General features: G+C 45.4%; 17 protein-coding genes. 9 read left to right on the forward strand and 8 right to left on the reverse strand.

Annotated features, from left to right (window positions below; genetic code table 11):
* The first annotated feature begins 11 nt into the window (after window positions 1-11).
* From H6F66_RS24470 to H6F66_RS24485, 4 genes are all read left to right on the forward strand, one after another.
* Complete coding sequence (locus tag H6F66_RS24470; protein ID WP_313930670.1) at window positions 12-797, forward strand: ABC transporter ATP-binding protein; 786 nt, start codon at window positions 12-14, stop codon at window positions 795-797.
* A 464-nt stretch (window positions 798-1,261) separates the two neighbouring features.
* A complete protein-coding gene (locus H6F66_RS24475) occupies window positions 1,262-2,962 on the forward strand; it encodes an iron uptake porin (protein ID WP_199295099.1) in 1,701 nt (566 codons plus the stop codon).
* A gap of 244 nt (window positions 2,963-3,206) precedes the next feature.
* Complete coding sequence (locus H6F66_RS24480; RefSeq protein WP_190426909.1) at window positions 3,207-4,676, forward strand: ABC transporter substrate-binding protein/permease; 1,470 nt, start codon at window positions 3,207-3,209, stop codon at window positions 4,674-4,676.
* Window positions 4,642-5,391: an amino acid ABC transporter ATP-binding protein gene (locus H6F66_RS24485; RefSeq protein ID WP_190426912.1), complete on the forward strand. Its 750-nt coding sequence runs from the start codon at window positions 4,642-4,644 to the stop codon at window positions 5,389-5,391. Before H6F66_RS24480 ends, H6F66_RS24485 begins: the two co-directional genes overlap by 35 nt.
* A 188-nt stretch (window positions 5,392-5,579) precedes the next feature.
* On the opposite strand, the gene H6F66_RS24490 is transcribed toward H6F66_RS24485, so the two are convergent.
* From H6F66_RS24490 to H6F66_RS24515, 6 genes are all read right to left on the reverse strand, one after another.
* Window positions 5,580-6,098: a hypothetical protein gene (locus H6F66_RS24490; protein ID WP_190426915.1), complete on the reverse strand. Its 519-nt coding sequence runs from the start codon at window positions 6,096-6,098 to the stop codon at window positions 5,580-5,582.
* A gap of 172 nt (window positions 6,099-6,270) precedes the next feature.
* Window positions 6,271-9,249 carry a UPF0182 family protein gene (locus H6F66_RS24495; RefSeq protein WP_190426918.1) on the reverse strand — a complete coding sequence of 993 codons (2,979 nt, stop codon included), beginning with the start codon at window positions 9,247-9,249 and terminating at the stop codon, window positions 6,271-6,273.
* 42 nt (window positions 9,250-9,291) lie between these two features.
* The gene (locus H6F66_RS24500; RefSeq protein WP_190426921.1) at window positions 9,292-10,578 is read right to left on the reverse strand and encodes a glutamyl-tRNA reductase; all 1,287 of its coding nucleotides are present in this window, start codon (window positions 10,576-10,578) and stop codon (window positions 9,292-9,294) included.
* Between the two features lie 92 nt (window positions 10,579-10,670).
* Complete coding sequence (gene glpX / locus H6F66_RS24505; RefSeq protein WP_190426937.1) at window positions 10,671-11,708, reverse strand: class II fructose-bisphosphatase; 1,038 nt, start codon at window positions 11,706-11,708, stop codon at window positions 10,671-10,673.
* A 168-nt stretch (window positions 11,709-11,876) separates the two neighbouring features.
* Window positions 11,877-12,794, reverse strand: a complete 918-nt coding sequence (locus H6F66_RS24510; protein ID WP_190426940.1) for an NAD(+) kinase — start codon at window positions 12,792-12,794, stop codon at window positions 11,877-11,879.
* 147 nt (window positions 12,795-12,941) lie between these two features.
* Window positions 12,942-13,916 carry an SDR family oxidoreductase gene (locus H6F66_RS24515; protein ID WP_190426943.1) on the reverse strand — a complete coding sequence of 325 codons (975 nt, stop codon included), beginning with the start codon at window positions 13,914-13,916 and terminating at the stop codon, window positions 12,942-12,944.
* Window positions 13,917-13,954: 38 nt separating this feature from the next.
* Between H6F66_RS24515 and H6F66_RS24520 the strand changes: the two genes are divergently transcribed.
* Entirely contained in the window at window positions 13,955-14,119 is a 165-nt protein-coding gene (locus H6F66_RS24520) for a hypothetical protein (RefSeq protein WP_190426945.1), read from the forward strand.
* 77 nt (window positions 14,120-14,196) lie between these two features.
* On the opposite strand, the gene H6F66_RS24525 is transcribed toward H6F66_RS24520, so the two are convergent.
* The gene (locus H6F66_RS24525) at window positions 14,197-14,310 is read right to left on the reverse strand and encodes a PetM family cytochrome b6-f complex subunit 7 (RefSeq protein ID WP_190426950.1); all 114 of its coding nucleotides are present in this window, start codon (window positions 14,308-14,310) and stop codon (window positions 14,197-14,199) included.
* 58 nt (window positions 14,311-14,368) lie between these two features.
* On the opposite strand from H6F66_RS24525, the gene pdxA reads away from it, so the two are divergent.
* The 4 genes from pdxA to H6F66_RS24545 all read left to right on the forward strand — a co-directional run bounded on the left by pdxA (window position 14,369) and on the right by H6F66_RS24545 (window position 17,963).
* Window positions 14,369-15,439 carry a 4-hydroxythreonine-4-phosphate dehydrogenase PdxA gene (pdxA, locus tag H6F66_RS24530; protein WP_190426953.1) on the forward strand — a complete coding sequence of 357 codons (1,071 nt, stop codon included), beginning with the start codon at window positions 14,369-14,371 and terminating at the stop codon, window positions 15,437-15,439.
* Between the two features lie 51 nt (window positions 15,440-15,490).
* A complete protein-coding gene (locus H6F66_RS24535) occupies window positions 15,491-16,084 on the forward strand; it encodes a Uma2 family endonuclease (protein ID WP_190427099.1) in 594 nt (197 codons plus the stop codon).
* A gap of 247 nt (window positions 16,085-16,331) precedes the next feature.
* Window positions 16,332-16,940 carry a DUF1517 domain-containing protein gene (locus H6F66_RS24540; RefSeq protein WP_190426954.1) on the forward strand — a complete coding sequence of 203 codons (609 nt, stop codon included), beginning with the start codon at window positions 16,332-16,334 and terminating at the stop codon, window positions 16,938-16,940.
* A 144-nt stretch (window positions 16,941-17,084) separates the two neighbouring features.
* On the forward strand, window positions 17,085-17,963 hold the full coding sequence (locus H6F66_RS24545) for a hypothetical protein (protein WP_190426956.1): 879 nt from the start codon (window positions 17,085-17,087) through the stop codon (window positions 17,961-17,963).
* Window positions 17,964-18,101: 138 nt separating this feature from the next.
* Here H6F66_RS24545 and H6F66_RS24550 read toward each other — a convergent pair whose 3' ends face one another.
* Window positions 18,102-19,145, reverse strand: a complete 1,044-nt coding sequence (locus H6F66_RS24550; RefSeq protein WP_190426957.1) for an adenosine deaminase — start codon at window positions 19,143-19,145, stop codon at window positions 18,102-18,104.
* Window positions 19,146-19,235 lie beyond the last annotated feature (90 nt).

Consider the following 19,235-nt stretch of genomic DNA (forward strand, 5'->3'; position numbering starts at 1 on the left):
GTTCGGATGTGGTGGAAGAATACCAAAAACCCCAAACAGAAATATCTTTGCTGGCCGCTACTGGATTGTACAAAAGCTTCGGCGGAGTCCGGGCGGTGAATAATGCCGAAATTAGTGTAGCTCAAGGTAGCATCACTGGGCTGATTGGCCCGAATGGTGCTGGCAAAACTACTCTTTTCAACCTTTTGTCTAATTTTATTCGCCCAGATAAAGGGCGAACCATTTTTGACGGCGAACCTATTGAACACTTACAGCCTTATCAAATTGCCCAGATGGGGATGGTTCGCACGTTTCAGGTAGCGCGGGTGCTGTCGCGGCTGACGGTGATGGAAAATATGCTCTTAGGGGCGCAGAAGCAAACTGGGGAGAACTTTTGGAATGTCTGGCTTCAGCCGCATCTGGTTGTTAAAGAAGAAAAGCAACTGCGGGAACGGGCGATGAGTATGTTGGAATCTGTGGGTTTGGCTGCGAAGGCGCAGGACTACGCAGGGGCGCTGTCTGGCGGACAACGCAAACTGCTAGAAATGGCGCGGGCGCTGATGACTCAGCCGAAGTTGATTTTGTTGGATGAACCAGCGGCGGGGGTGAATCCGACGTTGATTAATCAAATCTGCGAGTACATTACCCAATGGAATCGCGAGGGGATGACGTTTTTGATTATTGAACACAATATGGACGTGATTATGTCACTATGCGATCGCGTTTGGGTTCTCGCGGAAGGTCGCAATCTTGCTGTAGGTACTCCGATAGAAATTCAGCGCAACTCAGAAGTTTTAGAAGCTTATTTGGGGCAGTAAGCCTTTTGGGAAGGCAAAAGAAAGAAGATTATTTACTATGTTTCTATTGTTTTATAGTAATCCTATTTAACTTGTGAACGATTATTGACCCTGGCGTAAGGAAACGGCAGTGCCGTGTCCCTACAATGGTTAACGAATCATTTAGGATTGCTATATCTAATTCGTCTTTCTTTTGCCTTTTTTCATTATATATTTATTTTTCTTTCATCTATCTTATGGCTGAAATTTAACTATTTTAAAAATTAATAAATATTGATTGAAGAATGTGCCTATATATTGGAAAAAATATAATATGTAATATTTATAATAATTGTACTAAATTCGGTATAAAGAATAACAACGTATGAACGTGCTTTAAATGTAGATTCATACTAATTTAGACCGACGGGTGAGAAATATTCTAAGCTTTTGCATTAAGGGTTTAATTTATCCATCAATGCACTACTTAGGTGTCAGGAGAGACTATGCGGAAACTTTGTGGGAAGATACCTTTTGGTATAGCTGCCCTAGTCAACACGTTGCTAATTGTCAATTTTACCCAAGCAAAAGCTACTGGTCAAACCACAGATTCTTTAGAAATAGACACTTCTCTAGAACAAATTAATCAGTACAGCGATGATAATCAATCAGTTTCCCCGTCCGAGAAAGATACGGATACGATGGATCAAGTTACCAATATGTCGCAGTTGCGGGATGTAACGCCGACAGATTGGGCTTATGAAGCATTGCGAAGTCTTGTGGAACGTTACGGCTGTATTGCAGGATATCCTGATGGCACTTTTCGCGGGAATCGCGCTTTGAGTCGCTATGAATTTGCCGCTGGGGTAAACGCTTGTTTGACGCAAATTGAGAAATTAATTGCCGCCAGTACCGCAGATTTTGTCACCAAAGAAGATTTAGCTACGCTGCAAAGGCTGATTGATGAATTTAGCACAGAACTGGCAACACTACGCGGTCGAGTCGATGTGCTGGAAGCTAGAACCAACGAAATAGAAGCTAACCAATTTTCCACAACTACTAAACTAGGCGGTGAAGTAATAACCTATACTGGCGCTGCTTTTGGTGAGAATGCTAGCGACGTAAACAATGCTACTATCGGTCATCGAACTCGCATCGATTTTAATACAAGTTTCACTGGAAAAGACCGTTTAAGAACTCGTTTTCAAATAACTAATTTGAGACAGTTTGACACAGGGGCAACATTTGGCGGAGGGCCAGATCCAGGTTTAACAGGCGAAACTCGCTTTACTCCTAGTAGCGTATCTCAAAATAATGATGCCAGAATCAGCCAGCTAGAGTATCGCTTTCCAGTGGGAGATAAACTAAGAATTTATCTGGAAGCTGGGTCAATTGATCCGTCGTATGTTACGGATACAATTACTCCTTTTATCGACACGTCTACTGGTGCTATTTCTAATTTTGGTCAAGTCAATCCTGTGTATTTTCCACTGGGAAATCGAGCAGGTATTGCGGCAAATTATGCCCTTAGCAAAGCCATCAGTTTAGACGTTGGTTACTTTGGTGAAGACGCGCCTAATGGGCCTAGTAACCCAGGCAGAGATTCAGGTATATTTAATGGTGGTTACAGTGCTTTTGCCCAATTGGTTTATAGTGGCGATCGCTTGAAAGTTGGGTTGCTTTACCTTAACTCTTTTTCTCAAGCTTTTGGTGTCGATACTCTTGCAGGTAGCAACGCCGCCAAAGTCATCGATCTCACCGATCCTGATGGTAATCCCGTGGTGGGTAACGGTTACGGCGCACAAGTTAATTACCGCTTCAGTCCCCGCTTTGAACTCGGCGGCTGGGTGGGTTATACTGCCGCCCGCGCTCTTGGTAATATCAAGGGGGATGCAGATGTCTGGAACTATGCAGTGACGTTGGCTTTTCCTGATTTGGGGAAAAAGGGAAATTTGGGCGGTATCGTGTTAGGGATGCAGCCTAAGTTAACTGGTACTAGCAATAGTGCTTTAGCGCAGGCTATTGGTTTACCTCCCGGACAAAGAAGCGATCGCGATACGGGATATCACATCGAAGCTTTTTACAGATATCAGTTAACAGAAAATATTTCGATTACTCCTGGTTTCTTTTGGCTAACAGCGCCTAATCATGACGATCGAAATCCTGATGCTGTGATTGGTGTGGTGAGAACAAGTTTCGTTTTTTAGGATAAAAATATACCTGGCGAATAGAATTCGCGGCTACACAAATAAAGTCCGCCTATGCGCTAACGCGGACTTTTGAAACCCGCGAAGGCGAGTTTAGTCTGTGTAGATGTGAATTCTATTCGCCCTTTCTACTTATGAATATGTAACTTTTTGTTAATAAAATCTCATCCTTAAGATAGTAGAAATCATCCTATAGTTTAAGTGTTAAATGTTGATAATCAAAACTATTAAGGAATTCCTAGCCATGCCAAAAAGGAAATGGCTCTTCTTTATCCTATTTTCTGTCGCGCTGACGATAAGTTTGGTTTTTGGAGGTTGGAGAAGCGATCGCGTCTTAGGACAATCGCCCCAATATCAAGGTAAAAAATTTGTGATGGTCACGTCAGCGGACTATCCACCTTATGAATTTCGAGATACTGCTAGTGGTAGCGCTGATATTGTTGGTTTTGACGTAGATATTGCCAACTATATTGCCAAAGAGTTAGGGTTTCAACTCGATATTAAAGATACAGATTTCAGCGGCATAATTCCTGCTGTGCAATCAGGTCGGGCTGACTTTGCGATGGCTGGAATGACACCGACAGCAGAACGGAGACAAAATGTAGATTTTTCCAATATTTACTATGAAGCCAAAAATACAATTGTTGCCCAAAAAGGTAGCAACCTAACTACACCTGAAAGTTTAGCCGGGAAAAAAGTCGGCGTTCAATTGGGTTCAACTCAAGAAAAAGCTGCTAAAGAAATAAAAGGCGCAAATCTTGTCGCACTAAACAAGACTGGGGAGATCATCCAAGAAGTTAAATCAAATCGTATCGACGCTGCAATTATTGAAGATACGATCGCCAAAGGCTTTATCGCCAATAACCCAGATTTGGAATTTAATACTGTTCCCAATACTGGAGAAGCAGGGAGTGCGATCGCTTTCGCCAAAGGTTCGCCTCTAGTCAATGACTTCAACCGCGTTCTGGCAGAAATGAAGCAGAACGGGGAAATAGACAAGTTGGTAACAAAGTGGTTTGAAAATAACGGGAAAACCGAAACACCAGCGAGTAGTTCCAGCTTAGCTTTTGCTAAGATAACGCCCCGGATTCCTTTCATTATAAAAGGAATATTAGTTACTCTCCAATTTACTGCCATCTCCGCAGTTTTAGGATTCATCTGGGGAACAATCCTATCGTTGTTTAAGATTTCTACCTTCAAGCCTTTGGTTTGGTTTGCCACAGCCTACACATCTATCTTTCGAGGCACACCACTACTGTTGCAAATCGCTTTAGTTTATTACGCAACGCCTCAATTGATTGGCTACAATATTCCCGCCTTGTTAGCAGGTGTAATTACTTTTACTCTCAACTCAGGCGCTTACATTTCTGAGACAATTCGCGGCGGTATTCTGGCAGTTGATAAAGGACAACGGGAAGCGGCTTTATCGCTTGGTGTTCCCTACAGACCAATGATGCTGGATATTATCTTGCCACAGGCGATAAAAAACATTTTGCCAGCATTGGTAAATGAGAGTATTGCACTACTGAAAGACTCAGCATTAGTCTCTACAATTGGTGTAACTGACTTGTTACGCCGCGCCCAAATTGTGGGAGCAGAACAATATATCTACTTTGAACCTTTGCTATTTGCAGGTGCGATTTACTATTTAATGGTCATGAGTTTAACATGGGGGGGTTATGCACTCGAACGAAGATTACAACGCAGCAGTTAAGGTTGATAACTTGCATAAATCTTTTGGCAACCTCAAGGTTTTGCAAGGAATTTCTACTGAGATTGGACACGGGGAAGTTGTGGCAGTTATTGGGCCTTCGGGTTCTGGTAAATCCACTTTCTTGAGGTGCATGAATTTACTAGAAGTGCCAACTTCAGGTAAGATTTACATCCAAGGAGCAGACATTACCTCGCAAAAAACTGACATTATGAAGGTTCGTCAAAATGTCGGGATGGTATTTCAACATTTCCATTTATTCCCTCACAAAACTGTCCTTTCTAATGTGACGTATGCACCAAAAAAGGTGAAAAATGTTTCAGCGGAGGAGGCGCGGCGAGAAGGAATGGAGTTGTTGAGTAAAGTTGGCTTGGCAGAAAAGGCTGATGTTTATCCTTCCAAGTTGTCAGGGGGACAGAAACAGCGGGTAGCGATCGCGCGTTCCTTGGCAATGAAGCCTGATATCATGTTGTTTGACGAACCCACCTCCGCACTCGACCCGGAAATGGTGAAAGAGGTGCTGGAAGTGATGAAAGACCTTACAAAAACTGGGATCACAATGGCAATTGTCACCCACGAAATGGGGTTTGCGCGAGAAGTTGCCAATCGAATTTTGTTTTTGGATAAAGGGATGCTGGCGGAAGATTCACCGCCTAGCAAGTTCTTTACAAATCCAGAATGCGATCGCGCTAAGCAATTTCTTGAGAAGATGCTGTAAAAAAATGCCGAATCGACTTTAGGCACGCCTTCCCGAAAGGTAGTTAAGGGTAAAAAAAAGCCTGCCGACCCAGGCTTTTACAACGCTTTTCGGCTATGTACTTCATCCGGCTGCAAGCCGCTGTTTAATAAAATAAAGTACCCGTAGCCGGACGAGAGTTAGTCTAGCGCCATACTTTAGGGTGAGCGCTAACTAACATTCTTGACACATTCATGAAGCTGAGTTTTGAGCTTTCTACAGTGAGCCTTAACTTCATTAGCTTTTTGTCTAAGCCTGTTAGATCGAGCTTGAAGTTTATCACTTTGCTCTGCCAGCGATGTAAACTTAGTTCTAAGTTCACTTCCCCTGAGAGGGTCAGGTGCATTATTAGGGTGAGCGTTTGTCAGACGAGTAATAGAACTTGCTGTGTCTATTTGCTGCAACTCATCGGCTTTGACTGGAGTACCATAGATAGCACTGAGGAGTTCACAGAGAGATTCGCCAGTAATATTCTGGCTTGCCAAAATGTTTTTAGCTAATTCCTTAGCCTCATCAAGAGTTAGCTGCTTTACTGTGAGTACGGCACATAGCTCCTGATTTGTAAAAATCAATTCTTGCTGTATCTGTTGCAGTTCTAACTCTTTGTAATGCAGCTCTTGCTTTAAGCTTTCTACTTGCTCTTGCAAAAGCTCTACGGCATCCTCAATTTCCGTTCTGTCTGCGTACATCTACTTCAATAGCGACTTTTTTAACTTGTTGTAGTAGTAGCGATCGCGTATCAAGAGCAACAGACTTATTGCACCTTTACGCTAGCCTTTACTATTTAGTATAGAGTTTTGAAAATCGTTGTTCTGTCCGATACCGTACTCTAGGTAGAAATCGCTGCTGGTGTCTTTGGCGCTATAAAGCTGGTTCCTCCACTGGACGGATAATGGGAGGACTTGACGGGGTTTCTGGTTGGAAGATAGCCTGGAGTGCTTGCTCGAGAGTTTCTGCCATGATGATGCGGTTTTCATAGGCAACAATTACGCGCACTAAAGTTGGTAAACTATTTCTTTCTGCTTCTAAATAAAGAGGTTCAACATAAAGCAGCGATTCTTCAATTGGAATGACCAATAAATTTCCTTGAATTGCTCTTGAACCTTGACGAGTCCACAGAGAAATCTGTTGGGAAATAACCGGATCTTGGTTAATCAACGCTTCAATTTGCTCGGTTCCATAGATTAATTCCTGCTTAGGAAATTGGTAGAGTAACAGCTTACCGTAGTTATCACCATCGGAACGCGCCGCTAACCAAGCAATTAAGTTATTGCGTTGTATGGGAGTGAAGGGTAACAGCAGGATAAATTCTTCTTCTTCGGCTGTTGGCAGTCTCATAATTAGAAAGTAGGGTTCTACTGCTTGCTGTTCGGCGGCGTAAATTTCCATCGGAATCCGCCACTGATCTTCGCGGTTGTAGAACACCTGCTGGTCTGTCATGTGATATGTTAGTAATCGTTCCGATTGGGTGGTGAAAAAGTCCATCGGATAACGAATATGACTGCGTAAGGTAGCTGGCATCTCGTTTAAGGGTTTGAAGAGTCCCGGAAAGATGGCACTCCAGCTATTAATAATTGGGTCGTTGGGATCGGCAATGTAGAAGTTAGCAGAACCGTTGTAAGCATCGATAACAACTTTGACGGAATTCCGCATATAGTTAAAGTCATACTTGCCTGGATCTGAGTAGGGATAGCGATCGCTTGTTGTATAAGCATCCACAATCCAGTACAAGTAACTTTGAGTCTCGCTGTCGCCAGTATTAGCAGCTACCAAATAAGGTTCGCCATCGTATCGCAAAAAAGGCGCGATCGCTCGAATTCTCTGATTAATATTGCGGCGAAACAACAACTTAGTTTCTGGCGTAAAGTCCCGCGTAAGCAGCATTTGCCAGTCTTTCAAATACTCGGCAAACAACAACCGCCGCCACCAAGCACCGATAGAAATACCGCCGCGACCATCATAAGTGTTGTAAACATTATCGTCACCACTGGGAAAATCTAACTCTCTAGCTCTTGTTGATGTCATTACATAGGTGTTGCTAATTTCACCGTAGTAAATCCGAGGCGTTTCAATCGGAATACTAGCTCGAACTGCTTCGCTAGATGTCTTTAAAGTGCCAGCTTCACCCGCCTCCGTGCCAATATCTTTTACAAAATAGTCTGGTAGTCCGCCTGGGCCTACTGTATTTACTGGAGAAAGGGTAAAACCGTAACCGTGAGTGTAAACTAGGTGTTCGTTTACCCAAGTCTGCGCTTGTTGCGGAACGGCGGTATAGTCTAGTTCTCGCGCGGCGATCAGTACCTGTTGTCTTGATGTTGGGGGCGTTTGTGGAGCAATAACCTCACTTTTTAAAGTATATCTATCGATATCTGCATCGGGAAATTTGTAATAGAGTCTGATTTGCTGTAACTGGCGATTAGTTTGCAGAAGTGGTCGCGTATCCCAAAGGCGAATATTATCAATAGTTAGATTGTTATTCTGCAAGTCAGCTGCGGTGAGTTGATCTGTGGGATTAAAGGTTTGTACTTCAATATCATCTAGAGCGAATGCTTGACGTGTGAAAGTGATGCTGCGTTTAATAAAAGGGCTTTCTCGGCGGAGTTCGTTAGGCTGAACAACTAAGCGTTGTACTACGAAGGGTAAGACAATAAAAAATGAAATATGAAGACTTAAAAATGCAATTAAAAAGAATTTTAATTTTAAAATTTTTAGTTTAAATTGCATTGTTCGCCAAAACAGGAAAAGCGCGATCGCTATTGCCAAAATGCTCAAACCTGTATTCAACGGCAACTTCACTGCGACATCAGTGTAACTGGCACCATAGCTAACACCACTGGTGGAATACAACAATTGATAGCGCGACAGCCAATAATGCAGCGCCAACGCACTAAATAAACATCCCCCCAGTCCGTACAAATGCCGCAGTTGCGCTTTAGAAAATCCCGGAAATACGCCTTGACTAATACTGTCCCCGGAGGTTAAGTATGTCAAAGTTACTGCTACCAAACCATACAAAAATAGTCCAGAAAGCCCAAAATCCAACAACTCCCAAATTGGCAAATTAAATACGTAAAAGCTGATATCGCGTCCAAATAAGGGGTCAGTGCTATTAAAACTTATGGGATGGAAAAACTGTAAAACTCTCGCCCAGTGACTTGAGAGAACCAGCCCAAAAAATAAACTTATGACAACAGCGATTGCTGTTACCAAAAACTGCGGAAAACTAAAAACTAGCGCCGTCGCTACCAACACTACAACTATCTGCCAGCTGTTAGATAGTATCTTGCTACTTTGAACCAAAATCAACTCTGGCTGAATCCACACTGGCACGGGTGGAGATATATTAGGCAAGTTGAGATTTGGATGCCAATAGCTTACGGCTATTTGACCATAGTGCAGCAACATTAACCCAATCAGCAAACTGAGGGCAATGGTGGTTACTAGAAGTGATCGCAATTTCAGTGCTGAGGATTGGGGATTGGAGGCTGGGGACTGGGGACTGGGTGAAAAAAAGGATTCTCCCTTATATTCGCTTAAGATTTGATCCCCCCTAGCTCCTCTTAAAAAGAGGGGAGAAAAGCCCCCGTTTTTAAGGAGGGTTGGAGGGATCTCGTTGGGATATTTGAGACGATGGGCGAGATATAAATTGCCCAGTAAAAAGCCTGCTGTAAGGATAAATGCGATCGCTCCTAACAACAGCTGAGTTTTTATCCTCAGAAGAAACGCCGCTAAATACCCGACTTCCTGAAACCAAAAAACATCTGCTACTAGGTGTGCGACTAGATCGAAACCTAGCCAAACCCCCAGTAGCAGTACAATTAATCGGAAAATTCGATTCATTATGTTAATTGCTAATGGCTAATTGTTCATAGCCATTGGCCATTAGCTAAATTGTTCACCTACATCCAGGTTAAACAATACTTGCAGCGATTGCATCGCTTTGCGTCTGGCTTCGATATCTTGCTGCGATCGCAACTGTACCATCGGATCGTGCAGAATCTTATTAACAATTCCGCGAGTTAGTGCTTCGATGACTTCTTGATGTCTTTCCGCAAACTCAGTCCCCAAGCGGGATAGAGCTTTTTCTAACTCTTGGGCGCGGATAGTTTCCATCTTGTCGCGCAGACAGCTAATGGTTGGAACAGTTTCCAGCGATCGCCACCAGACATCAAAGGCATCCACCTCCTCTTCTAGCAGCCCTTGCGCTTCCATTGCCATCTTGCGACGGCTTTCGTGATTTTGCGCCACTACCGCTTTCAAATCATCCACATTGAACGCCTGCACGTTCTGCATTTCCTTGACATCCCCGTCCACATTGCGCGGTACGGAAATATCAAATATCATCAAAGACCGATGCGCCTCTATGTGAATTTCCAGCTTTGAGCGGTTCAATAGCGGTTCAACAGAAGCGGTACTGGTAAACACCAAATCCGATTGGGCGATCGCGCTCATCATTTCTGACAGCGGATACAGTTGAAACTGTGCTTCTGGGAACTGACGCGCCAATTCTTGCGCCCGATCCAAAGTGCGGTTAAGAATTGTGATGTGGACAGCTCCCTTTGCAACTAAATGCTGCACCAAAAGCCGTGACATTTTCCCAGCGCCGACAATTGCCACCCGACAAGCTGCCAAGTTCTGCGCTTTAACTTGAGCCAATTCTACAGCCGCCGAGCTGATCGAGACTGCCCCAGTACCGATACTCGTTTCGGTGCGGACGCGCTTCCCAGCGGTAAGCGCACTTTTAAACAACCGATTCAGGATGCTGCCGATACCCTTGTATTGCTGCCCCAATTTGTGAGTATGTTTCACCTGAGCTAGGATTTGCCCTTCTCCTAGCACCAGACTATCTAACCCAGCTGCCACCCGCATCAAGTGCATTACAGCATCTTGGTGCAGCAACATAAACAAATGTTGCCGCAACTGGTGCATAGGTAACTTGCTGTATTCCGAGAGAAACTGGATAACTTCCCGGACTCCCTGTTCAGTCTCTTGAGCGACGATGTAGATTTCCAGACGATTACAGGTGCTAAGTATCGCTACCTCTTGAATATGAGGGTAGCTGGTAACGTGGGCGATCGCACCTTCATACGCTGCCTCTGGAATACTGAGTTTTTCCCGAATTTCAACTGGCGCTGTCTTATGGCTAAGACCTACGACTGCAATATTCATTTGCTAAATTGCTAATTACTAATTGCTAATTACTAATTGCTAATTACTAATGGCTAATTGTAATTAACCATTAGCCATTAGTCATTAACGTCTTACTTCAATTGCAGCTGCTTTGGCTCTTCAAACATATGGATAGTATCCACAAACCGAGCCGTGCGCGACTGACTGGAAATTACCAGGCTTTCAGTCCTTGCCCCTCCCTTGAAGAACCGGACACCTTCCATGAGTGTTCCAGGGGTGATGCCACAAGCTGCAAACAGAACCGTCTTGCCAGAGGCTAGTTCGTCAGCGTTGTAAACTTTGTCTGGGTCTGTGATACCCATCCCGTTGAGTCGCGCAATGTTGCTTTCTCTGCTCTCCCCAATCAAGCCTGTTTTCACCACATCTGGATCGTAGATCAATTGACCCTGGAAGTGTCCACCCAGACAGCGCAGGGCGGCGGCTGAGATAACGCCTTCTGGTGCAGCACCAATTCCCATCAAAGCGTGGATATTAGTACCGGAGAAGGCGCAGGAGATGGCAGCAGAGACATCACCATCGCTGATCAGGCGCACTCTAGCACCAGCTTGCCGGATTTCCTGAATCAACTCTTTGTGACGGGGACGATCCATCACTACTACCACCAGTTCCTCAATCGAGCGGTTCAGGCACTCGGAGAGAATTTTCAGGTTTTGGGTAGCAGACTTGTTAATATCTACATGACCCCGTGCCACTGGCGGCGCTGCCAGCTTTTTCATGTAAAAGTCAGGAGCTGCAAACAAACCGCCTTTTTCAGCGATCGCCAGCACTGCCATTGAACCATTTTGACCGTAGGCAACCAGGTTGGTGCCTTCGCAAGGGTCAACGGCAATGTCAATCTCCATCAATTCATCTGGGTTGCAGAAAGTTTTGGCATCTTCGCGGGTGCAAATGCCAACTTCTTCCCCGATATACAACATGGGAGCGTCGTCCCGTTCGCCTTCGCCGATGACAATGCGACCCCGCATATAAATTTTGTTCATCCGCTCCCGCATAGCTTCCACGGCTACTTGGTCAGCCGTGTTCTTTTCGCCTTTGCCCATCCATCGGGACGATGCGATCGCAGCTTGCTCAACTACCTCTATAATTTCTAATCCCAGCGTATTTTCCACGAAGACTGTCCTCCCAAGTGCTTGATTTGGCGACGTTTTATCTGGCGATTCCAGTTAGAAGTCTATCAGAGGGGGGATACCGAAAGCTGGAGATTTTCCGGCTTATTTATGTTAACTTTTGCTAAAGGCTAATAGCTAAAGGCTTTCTGAGCCTTTAGCTATTAGCCTTTATGGCAACTCAACCGATGTTGGTTTAGCAATGTGAGGCAAACCCCAGCCGAGTTTTTCCCGCAAAATCCGGAAAAACTCAGGTGGTTGCAGGCGAATGAAATGAGCCGAATAAGGCGATCGCTGCATCTGTACCCGATCTTCTGGCAACACATAACACCCTGCATTCCCATCGACTACCATCACCAGTGGATTAGAATTAGCTGGGAAAATTGTCACCGTTTCGCTATCAGCAAACACCAAAGCCCTAGATGCCAGCGAATGCGGACAAATCGGCACCAACTGTAGAGTCGGCACCCCTGGTGTCACCACTGGCCCTCCAGCACTCAACGAGTAAGCCGTCGAACCAGTCGGAGTAGAGATAATCAAACCATCTGCCGCAATATCCACAGGCGCATGACGACCTATCACCACCTCAAAATGGCACATACTCGTCAACGGTTCCCGGTGAATCACCATTTCATTCAGACAAAGCGCTTCCCACAACAGGCAATCATCCCGAAACAGCTGCACCGACAGCATCGCCCGTTGTTCAATTTCAAATTCCCCAGTCTTCAACATTTCCAGGGCGGCCGGCAACTGGTTCACATAAGCTTCAGTTAAGAAACCCATGTGTCCCGTATTTACCGCCAGCAAGGGAATCCCGCAGGGTGCCACTTGCCGAAATGCCGCCAACACTGTGCCATCTCCCCCCAACACCACCGCAAAGGACATCTCGGCATCAAATCCAGGGGGAGCCAACGAATCAATCGGTGTATGACAAACTGGACCACCCGGGCGAGAGTAACCCAAAATCCCACCGGAACCCGTTGCCATGCAAACTTCCCAACCATCTGCCGCCAGCTTGTCTTTCAACTCCACTGCCGCACGACAAGCTACAGGTTTGATGTCATTGTAGATAATCCCTGCTTTAGGCACGCTTCGAGTCCGGTAATGGTTCATTATTTGCTATTTGTTTATCTTGGTTTTTAGTTATCTAATAACTAAAAATTAACAAGTAAGCAACTAACTTGGGATTGGTAATTAGTATGGTGGACAATGCCACCATACTGCTGTAAATTTAGCTCAGAATGTAAAAGGCATCTTTTTCTTCTGCTTTTTATTTTTGGATGTTTGGTAATCTATTTCCTTAAGCTTTTTCAAAATTCGACTAAAGTAGTCTTGCAGGTACGCTTCTAAGGTTGTGATTTCCTCTTTGTCTATCCCGAAGACAGGATAAACTTCATCCATCGAGGAACTTAGCGGCTTGCCACTAGCCAAAACTTCGGCAAAAGCTAGTCTATCAGCTAAATTCCAGCCCCATTCAAAAAAGCGGGCAGTGGAACGAACCCCACGTAGTAAACCCAGAGGCATCCGCGATACCTTTGCCTGCCGCCCCGAAAGTCGTTCGCACAAGCGGATGATTTCGTATGCACCCCACGCACGAGATCCGACCACTGGAAAAGATTTCTTTTCTGTTTCCGGAAGCCGCAAAGCCGCAACTGCAAACTTAGCGATATCCTGAGTATCCATGTAGGCAATCGGAGAGGTGTCACCCGTCACCCACACCGCTTGCCCATCCAAAATCGGCACTGCATATTGACCAATTAGCCCTTGCATAAAGCCGCTTGGTCGCAAAATTGTGTAATTTAATCCTGATTGGGCTAAAAAAAGTTCTGTACACCGCTTGATTTCCATCAGCGGCACATTGGGGTACTTTTCGGCATCCAAAATTGAGAAGAAGATAAAACGCTCAATACCCCCTGCCGCTGCTGCTTGAATCAGTGCGACTTTGCCATCCCAGTCTACCTGTCTCATACTCAGGGAGTCGGTGGGGCGAGAAGTTGCTGCATCAATCACAGCGTTTACTCCGCTGAGGGCAGCTTTGAGGGTTTCAGGTTCGCAGAGGTTGCCTGGTACAAGTTCAGCGCCCCATTCTTTTAAGAATGCGGCTTTTTTAGCACTCCGTACCATACAGCGTACTTGATAGCCCTCTTCTATTGCCCGACGAGCCACCTGTCTTCCTAAGGTGCCGGTGGCACCGACTATTAATACAGTCATCTAGATAAATTAGTAAGGAATCTTAATCTTTCTATAAGATGTTATCAGAAATCTCTGGTTTAACTCTAAGAAAGTTTACAAAAGCCGGGAAGCTGGGATCAATGGCACGACGGATGCGATCGCGTAACATACGGGCTATCTGTGCTGTTCCCCATCAAAACAGGAAATTTTCGCCTCATGGCAATGCCACAGGCGAGTTATAAAATTAAACAAGTACCGCAAAAGGCGACACGCGGCTTTAAGCCGCGTGTCGCCTTTTGTGCGAATGAAGAATTTTCCCCTACAAGGACTCGTTTTCACCGCCTTGGATTTTGAGTAACAAAAAGCCCATGCCCAGACCCACTAAAATCAAGGAAAAGGACAATATAGCTGCCTTGACAATCTCTTCGGTCATTGCTTGCAAACTCCAACGTTGGTGAATTTAAAGTTAGTCGTATTTTAAACTGAAAGCTGTGACAAGTTTCTTTACAAAAAGTTCAACCAATTTCACACAACAGCAAACTCGTCCCCGGTTGGCTGTTACATTGGGAGATCCAGCCGGAATTGGGCCAGAAGTGGTGCTAAAGGCGCTGGCAGATCCGGATGTCACTAAAGATTGCCATATTACAGTGGTTGGCACCTCTGCGCTGTTGCAAGCCGGACTGAAGTCGCGGCTATCTGAACAAAGCCTGCCTTCGCAGACTAAAGAGTTATCTATTATCGATGTGCCACTGGATTCGGAAATTACAATTGGTACTGGAAATGCTGCCAGTGGTGCCGCTAGTTTTGCTTATATGGAAACTGCGATCGCACGAACTCTTTGCGGCGAGTTCGATGCCATCGTCACTGCACCCATCGCCAAGTCTGCTTGGAAAGCTGCTGGACATCATTACCCCGGTCAAACGGAACTTTTAGCTATCCGCGCTGGTGTCGATAAATTTGGAATGCTGTTTGTAGCGCGATCGCCTCATACTGGCTGGACACTCCGCACTTTACTGACTACCACACATATTCCACTTTGTCAAGTTGCAGAAACATTATCACCGCAGTTGATGACAGCGAAACTAGATTTGCTGGAAAAGTGCTTGCGGGAAGATTTTGGGATAGAAAAGGGAAAGATTGCGATCGCGGGTTTAAATCCCCACAGCGGCGAACAAGGACAACTCGGACGAGAAGAAATAGACTGGTTAATTCCTTGGCTAGAACAAGAACGCCAAAAACGTCCGCACCTGCAACTCGACGGCCCAATTCCCCCAGATACCATGTGGGTGAAGCCTGGTCAAGCCTGGTTTGGTTCTGGCATTTCATCTGCTCATGATGGCTACCTTGCACTTTACCACGACCAAGGTTTAATCCCAGTAAAACTGATGGCTTTTGACCGTGCGGTTAATACATCTATCGGTCTTCCCTTTATCCGCACCTCACCGGATCATGGTACAGCTTTTGATATTGCTGGTAAGGGAATTGCTGATGCTACTTCGATGAAAGCAGCGATCAGGTTAGCAACCCAGTTGGCGTATCAGCGACAAAATTGTTCAAGCTAAACTGGTCGTTAAATGCGATCGCAATCTCTCACTAATTGCCTTATGGCTACTATCACCACTGTTACTCCCAAGCGTTTTACTCTAGAGGAATATCATCGCCTCATTGAATTGGGGTTCCTCACCGAAAATGACCGCCTAGAGTTAATCAAGGGAGAACTGATGCAAATGGTAGCTAAAGGAACCCCCCACACCGTTTGCAATACAAGTTTGGTTTGCGAAGTCACATTTTTGTTGCAAAGACAAGCAATAGTCCGAGGACAAGAACCAATAATCCTACCTCCCAATAGCGAACCTGAACCCGATTTAGTAATTGCACGTTATCGTCCAGATCGTTATTTATCTGATCATCCCAGTCCATCTGATATTTTACTCGTAGCTGAGGTTGCGGATTCTACGCTTAAGTATGACCAGGAAGTGAAATTATCTCTCTACGCTGAATCTGGAATTTATGACTACTGGATATTCAATTTAGTAGCAAGTTGCTTAGAAGTTTATAGTCAACCTTATCAAGACTGGCAAGGCAACTTTGGTTATGCCAGTAAACGAATTTTTCTATCTAATACTATTGTTACTTTACCAGGTTTCCCCGATTTGTCTCTCGATTTATCTAGAGTGTTTCCCGATTTTGACACAATGAATAATTGACGCGATCGCTTCGGCCGCATCTAATTTTTGTAACTTAGCGATGTTCCTAATCGCAACTACACTGGCGTTACCCGAATTGTGCGCGGGTTAAAATTTATTAGTCCGCGCAGGCGGACGAGAGTTTGTGTAGCCGCGAATTACATTCGCCAGGGTCTATTTGCTTCTCTTGGTAGAAGGCTATCGGCGACGCGCCCCCTAAAGTAGAAAATATACTCAGGTGAGTATTGTTTGCAGTTGGTGGCAAGTCATGACTTCTTCTTGGCGCGATCGCTTTAATCGAATCAGTGGCAAAACCCGCTTTGCGGTCTGTCGTATATTTATCCATCTAGCAGGTGCAGAGGTTGCGCCTCTCCTGGGAGTCCTCAATCGTGCCGCTAGGGAGGCAGTCGAAGCCGACGGCGATATTACAATCTTAGGGGAAGGATTAGTTGAAATTTGCCAGAATTTATTACAAAACGATATTTACTGGCAATCAGCAGCGAATGAAGGCGATGTTTTCTGGGATGAAGGTGAAGCTGGAGACTATGTGAATGAACTATTCACTGACTCTGCCGAACGCTATCTAAGCGAACCTGATTTCAGTCAAAATCCTAGCAGGGGAAATGAACCGTTATCATTGCCTGTAACCCGGAACTTGATTGTAATGATTACAGTGGCTTACGAGGGTGAAGTACCGCAATTGGAAACTGACCTGGCAAATATTGATGCGCTCAAACAAGGTTTAAAAGCCTTGGTAAATCTGCACTATCAGGAAAAATTGCGGGCTATTCAAGTTCATTTTTCTCCGGCACAGTTGGGCGATGAATTGACAAGCGATCAACTGTTGGAGTATTTTCCAGAACTGATTCCCCTCTAATCGATTTTGGATTTTAGATTGGGGTTGATGGGAAAAACTATAGATTGTTGAGTATAACAATTTACCCAAAATCCCAAATCTAAAAATAAAAATTTATAAATCCAAAATCCTTGCATCGAAAATCCCAAATTGTTATCCCGGTTTATGTTGCGAAAATTTACCATCTTTTTAATGACCATGACGTTGTGTTTCACCACATTAGCTTGTGGTGCGCCAACACCTCCTCCTACCCAATCTCAAAATCGGGATTTCAACACAACGTCCGCTCAAACTCGATTAAGCGAGGGACAATATCCCGTACAACAGGCTACTTACAATGATGCCAATGGGGAATATAGTGTAATGTTGCTCAATACCCCTCCTGGCACACCGTCTGTTTATCGCAATACAGATTTGCAGATGGCTCGTCTGACCGACGAAGAAATTAAGTCTGGACAAAAAGGTTATCTGAAGATGGATAACGGTCAGGCATCTCTACACATACCAGAAGACTTCAAAATTGAATACATTCACAACGTTACCGAAACTCGAACCGACCCACAAACAGGTCAACCCCAAACCGTAGTCGTGCGTCAGCAACCTAGCTTCTGGACTCCTTTTGCGGGAGCATTGGCTGGCCAAGCTGTGGGCAGCTTGTTGTTTTCTCCGCGTTACTATGTGCCGCCAGTTTACCAACCAGGAGGCATTCTCAGAGGCTACGGCGGCTATGGCAGCAGTTATGGGCAAGCGGTTCAGCAATACCAAACTCGCTACCAAGCGCCGCCACCAGCTGTACGCAATCGTCAAGTTCTCCGGACTACTGGACGCTTGCGATCGCCTTCATACAATCAACCAACGGTGCGCCGAACACCTGCAACCGGAAGCGGTCGGGCTACAGGATCAGGTTACGGTACTAGCACTCTGCGCCGTTCTAATAGATCTACTCCCAGCCGTGCCGAGAGAAGCCCAAGTTTTGGCAGTGGTGGGCGATCGCGCGCTCCTAGCCGCAGTCGCGGTTTCGGTTCAAGCGGCAGAAGGCGCTAATTCTGTCTCTTCCTCTTTCCAATGATTACTTCTTCCCTACAAGGGTGTTAACCTCTCCCCAAACCCCTCTCCTAAAAGGAGAGGGGTTTTGATTTCCCGTTCCTTTCAAGGGAAGGGGCTAGGGGTTAGGTCTTTTTCCTACCCACCAATTGCTAAAGTATCGCCGGATTCAGTTTGCAGCAACCCTGTCAAAATAGAGGCGGGACGCTGAGCGTAAGGCCAAGCGAAGGCATGGCGGAAAGCTGCTTCTTGACAAGCTTGCAACTGGTCAAAACCAATCACATCTAAAGTCAGCAGATTTTCATACTCAAAGGGCAAACGCACATTGTGCAAGCCAGCATTATCGGTGCAGATGGCGATGTCTACCCCAGCATCAAAACAGCGGTCGAAAACCAGTTTCAGTTGGCGCATATCTTCAAGCGTGCCTGTTTTCAGGTACGTGGTCGGGCAAACTTCCAAACACTGATTGCGTTGAGCCACTTCGGGCAGTAATTCTGGATACTTTAGGGGAATTTGGATGCCGTGACCAATTCGCATCAAATAGGGTAGCAGTTGGGGATAACAGCCAGATGAAGTTTCAAACAGGTGTCCGGTGGTTTTAATGCCGAGACTCCGCGCATACTCAAACAATCCCACAAATTCATCCAAACGCTCGGCTACATGGGCATCTCCCCCGGCAATATCCACCGCACATACATACTCCTTAGCCTGGGAAGCCAAGTCAACAATCGCCCGGTTCACCTCATAAGGCAACCGCGAGTGCATACACAAGATTTGGCTGGTGACAATGGGATACTCAGGCACTCGGCTGGAAATGCCTACAATATCGACAATTTCCGCCATTTTCTCAATCCGTTCTGACTGACTCAAATGGTCTGGTGTTCGGAGATAAGGCGTATAGCGCAACTCCAAATATGCCAGATTTTCAAAAATGTAAGCACCCCGAATCAGCCGATAGATAAAGTAAGGCAGCGTTTGGGCTGTTTGGACACTTTCTACCAGCGTATGCAGTTCTAAATACTCATCAAGAGTATTGCGCGGGCGCGTATAAAATTCTTCAAACTCAGGATACTCAGGAAACCGTTGCGCCAGATCGCGATCGCTGCGATGGAAATATCGCCAGAGAACGCGAGGTACAACCGAACCGCCTAGATGGCGGTGTAATTCAGCATATAAAGACATTTGATTCTCTTCTATTTAGTGGTTTGCGGTTTAGTTGATATGAGCTTGACATTTTGCAACACAAGCAACAAGAATCGGGAGGCAGAGCCG

The organism is Trichocoleus sp. FACHB-6 (genome assembly GCF_014695815.1).
GTDB classification, from domain to species: domain Bacteria; phylum Cyanobacteriota; class Cyanobacteriia; order Cyanobacteriales; family FACHB-T130; genus Funiculus; species Funiculus sociatus.

Coding starts and splice junctions, on each gene's coding strand:
- H6F66_RS24475 (WP_199295099.1), top strand. CDS start 1,262: ATGCGGAAACTTTGTGGGAAGATACCTTTTGGTATAGCTGCCCTAGTC.
- H6F66_RS24480 (WP_190426909.1), top strand. CDS start 3,207: ATGCCAAAAAGGAAATGGCTCTTCTTTATCCTATTTTCTGTCGCGCTG.
- H6F66_RS24485 (WP_190426912.1), top strand. CDS start 4,642: ATGCACTCGAACGAAGATTACAACGCAGCAGTTAAGGTTGATAACTTG.
- H6F66_RS24490 (WP_190426915.1), bottom strand. CDS start 6,098: ATGTACGCAGACAGAACGGAAATTGAGGATGCCGTAGAGCTTTTGCAA.
- H6F66_RS24495 (WP_190426918.1), bottom strand. CDS start 9,249: ATGAATCGAATTTTCCGATTAATTGTACTGCTACTGGGGGTTTGGCTA.
- H6F66_RS24500 (WP_190426921.1), bottom strand. CDS start 10,578: ATGAATATTGCAGTCGTAGGTCTTAGCCATAAGACAGCGCCAGTTGAA.
- H6F66_RS24515 (WP_190426943.1), bottom strand. CDS start 13,916: ATGACTGTATTAATAGTCGGTGCCACCGGCACCTTAGGAAGACAGGTG.
- H6F66_RS24520 (WP_190426945.1), top strand. CDS start 13,955: ATGTTATCAGAAATCTCTGGTTTAACTCTAAGAAAGTTTACAAAAGCC.
- H6F66_RS24525 (WP_190426950.1), bottom strand. CDS start 14,310: ATGACCGAAGAGATTGTCAAGGCAGCTATATTGTCCTTTTCCTTGATT.
- H6F66_RS24540 (WP_190426954.1), top strand. CDS start 16,332: ATGACTTCTTCTTGGCGCGATCGCTTTAATCGAATCAGTGGCAAAACC.
- H6F66_RS24545 (WP_190426956.1), top strand. CDS start 17,085: ATGTTGCGAAAATTTACCATCTTTTTAATGACCATGACGTTGTGTTTC.
- H6F66_RS24550 (WP_190426957.1), bottom strand. CDS start 19,145: ATGTCTTTATATGCTGAATTACACCGCCATCTAGGCGGTTCGGTTGTA.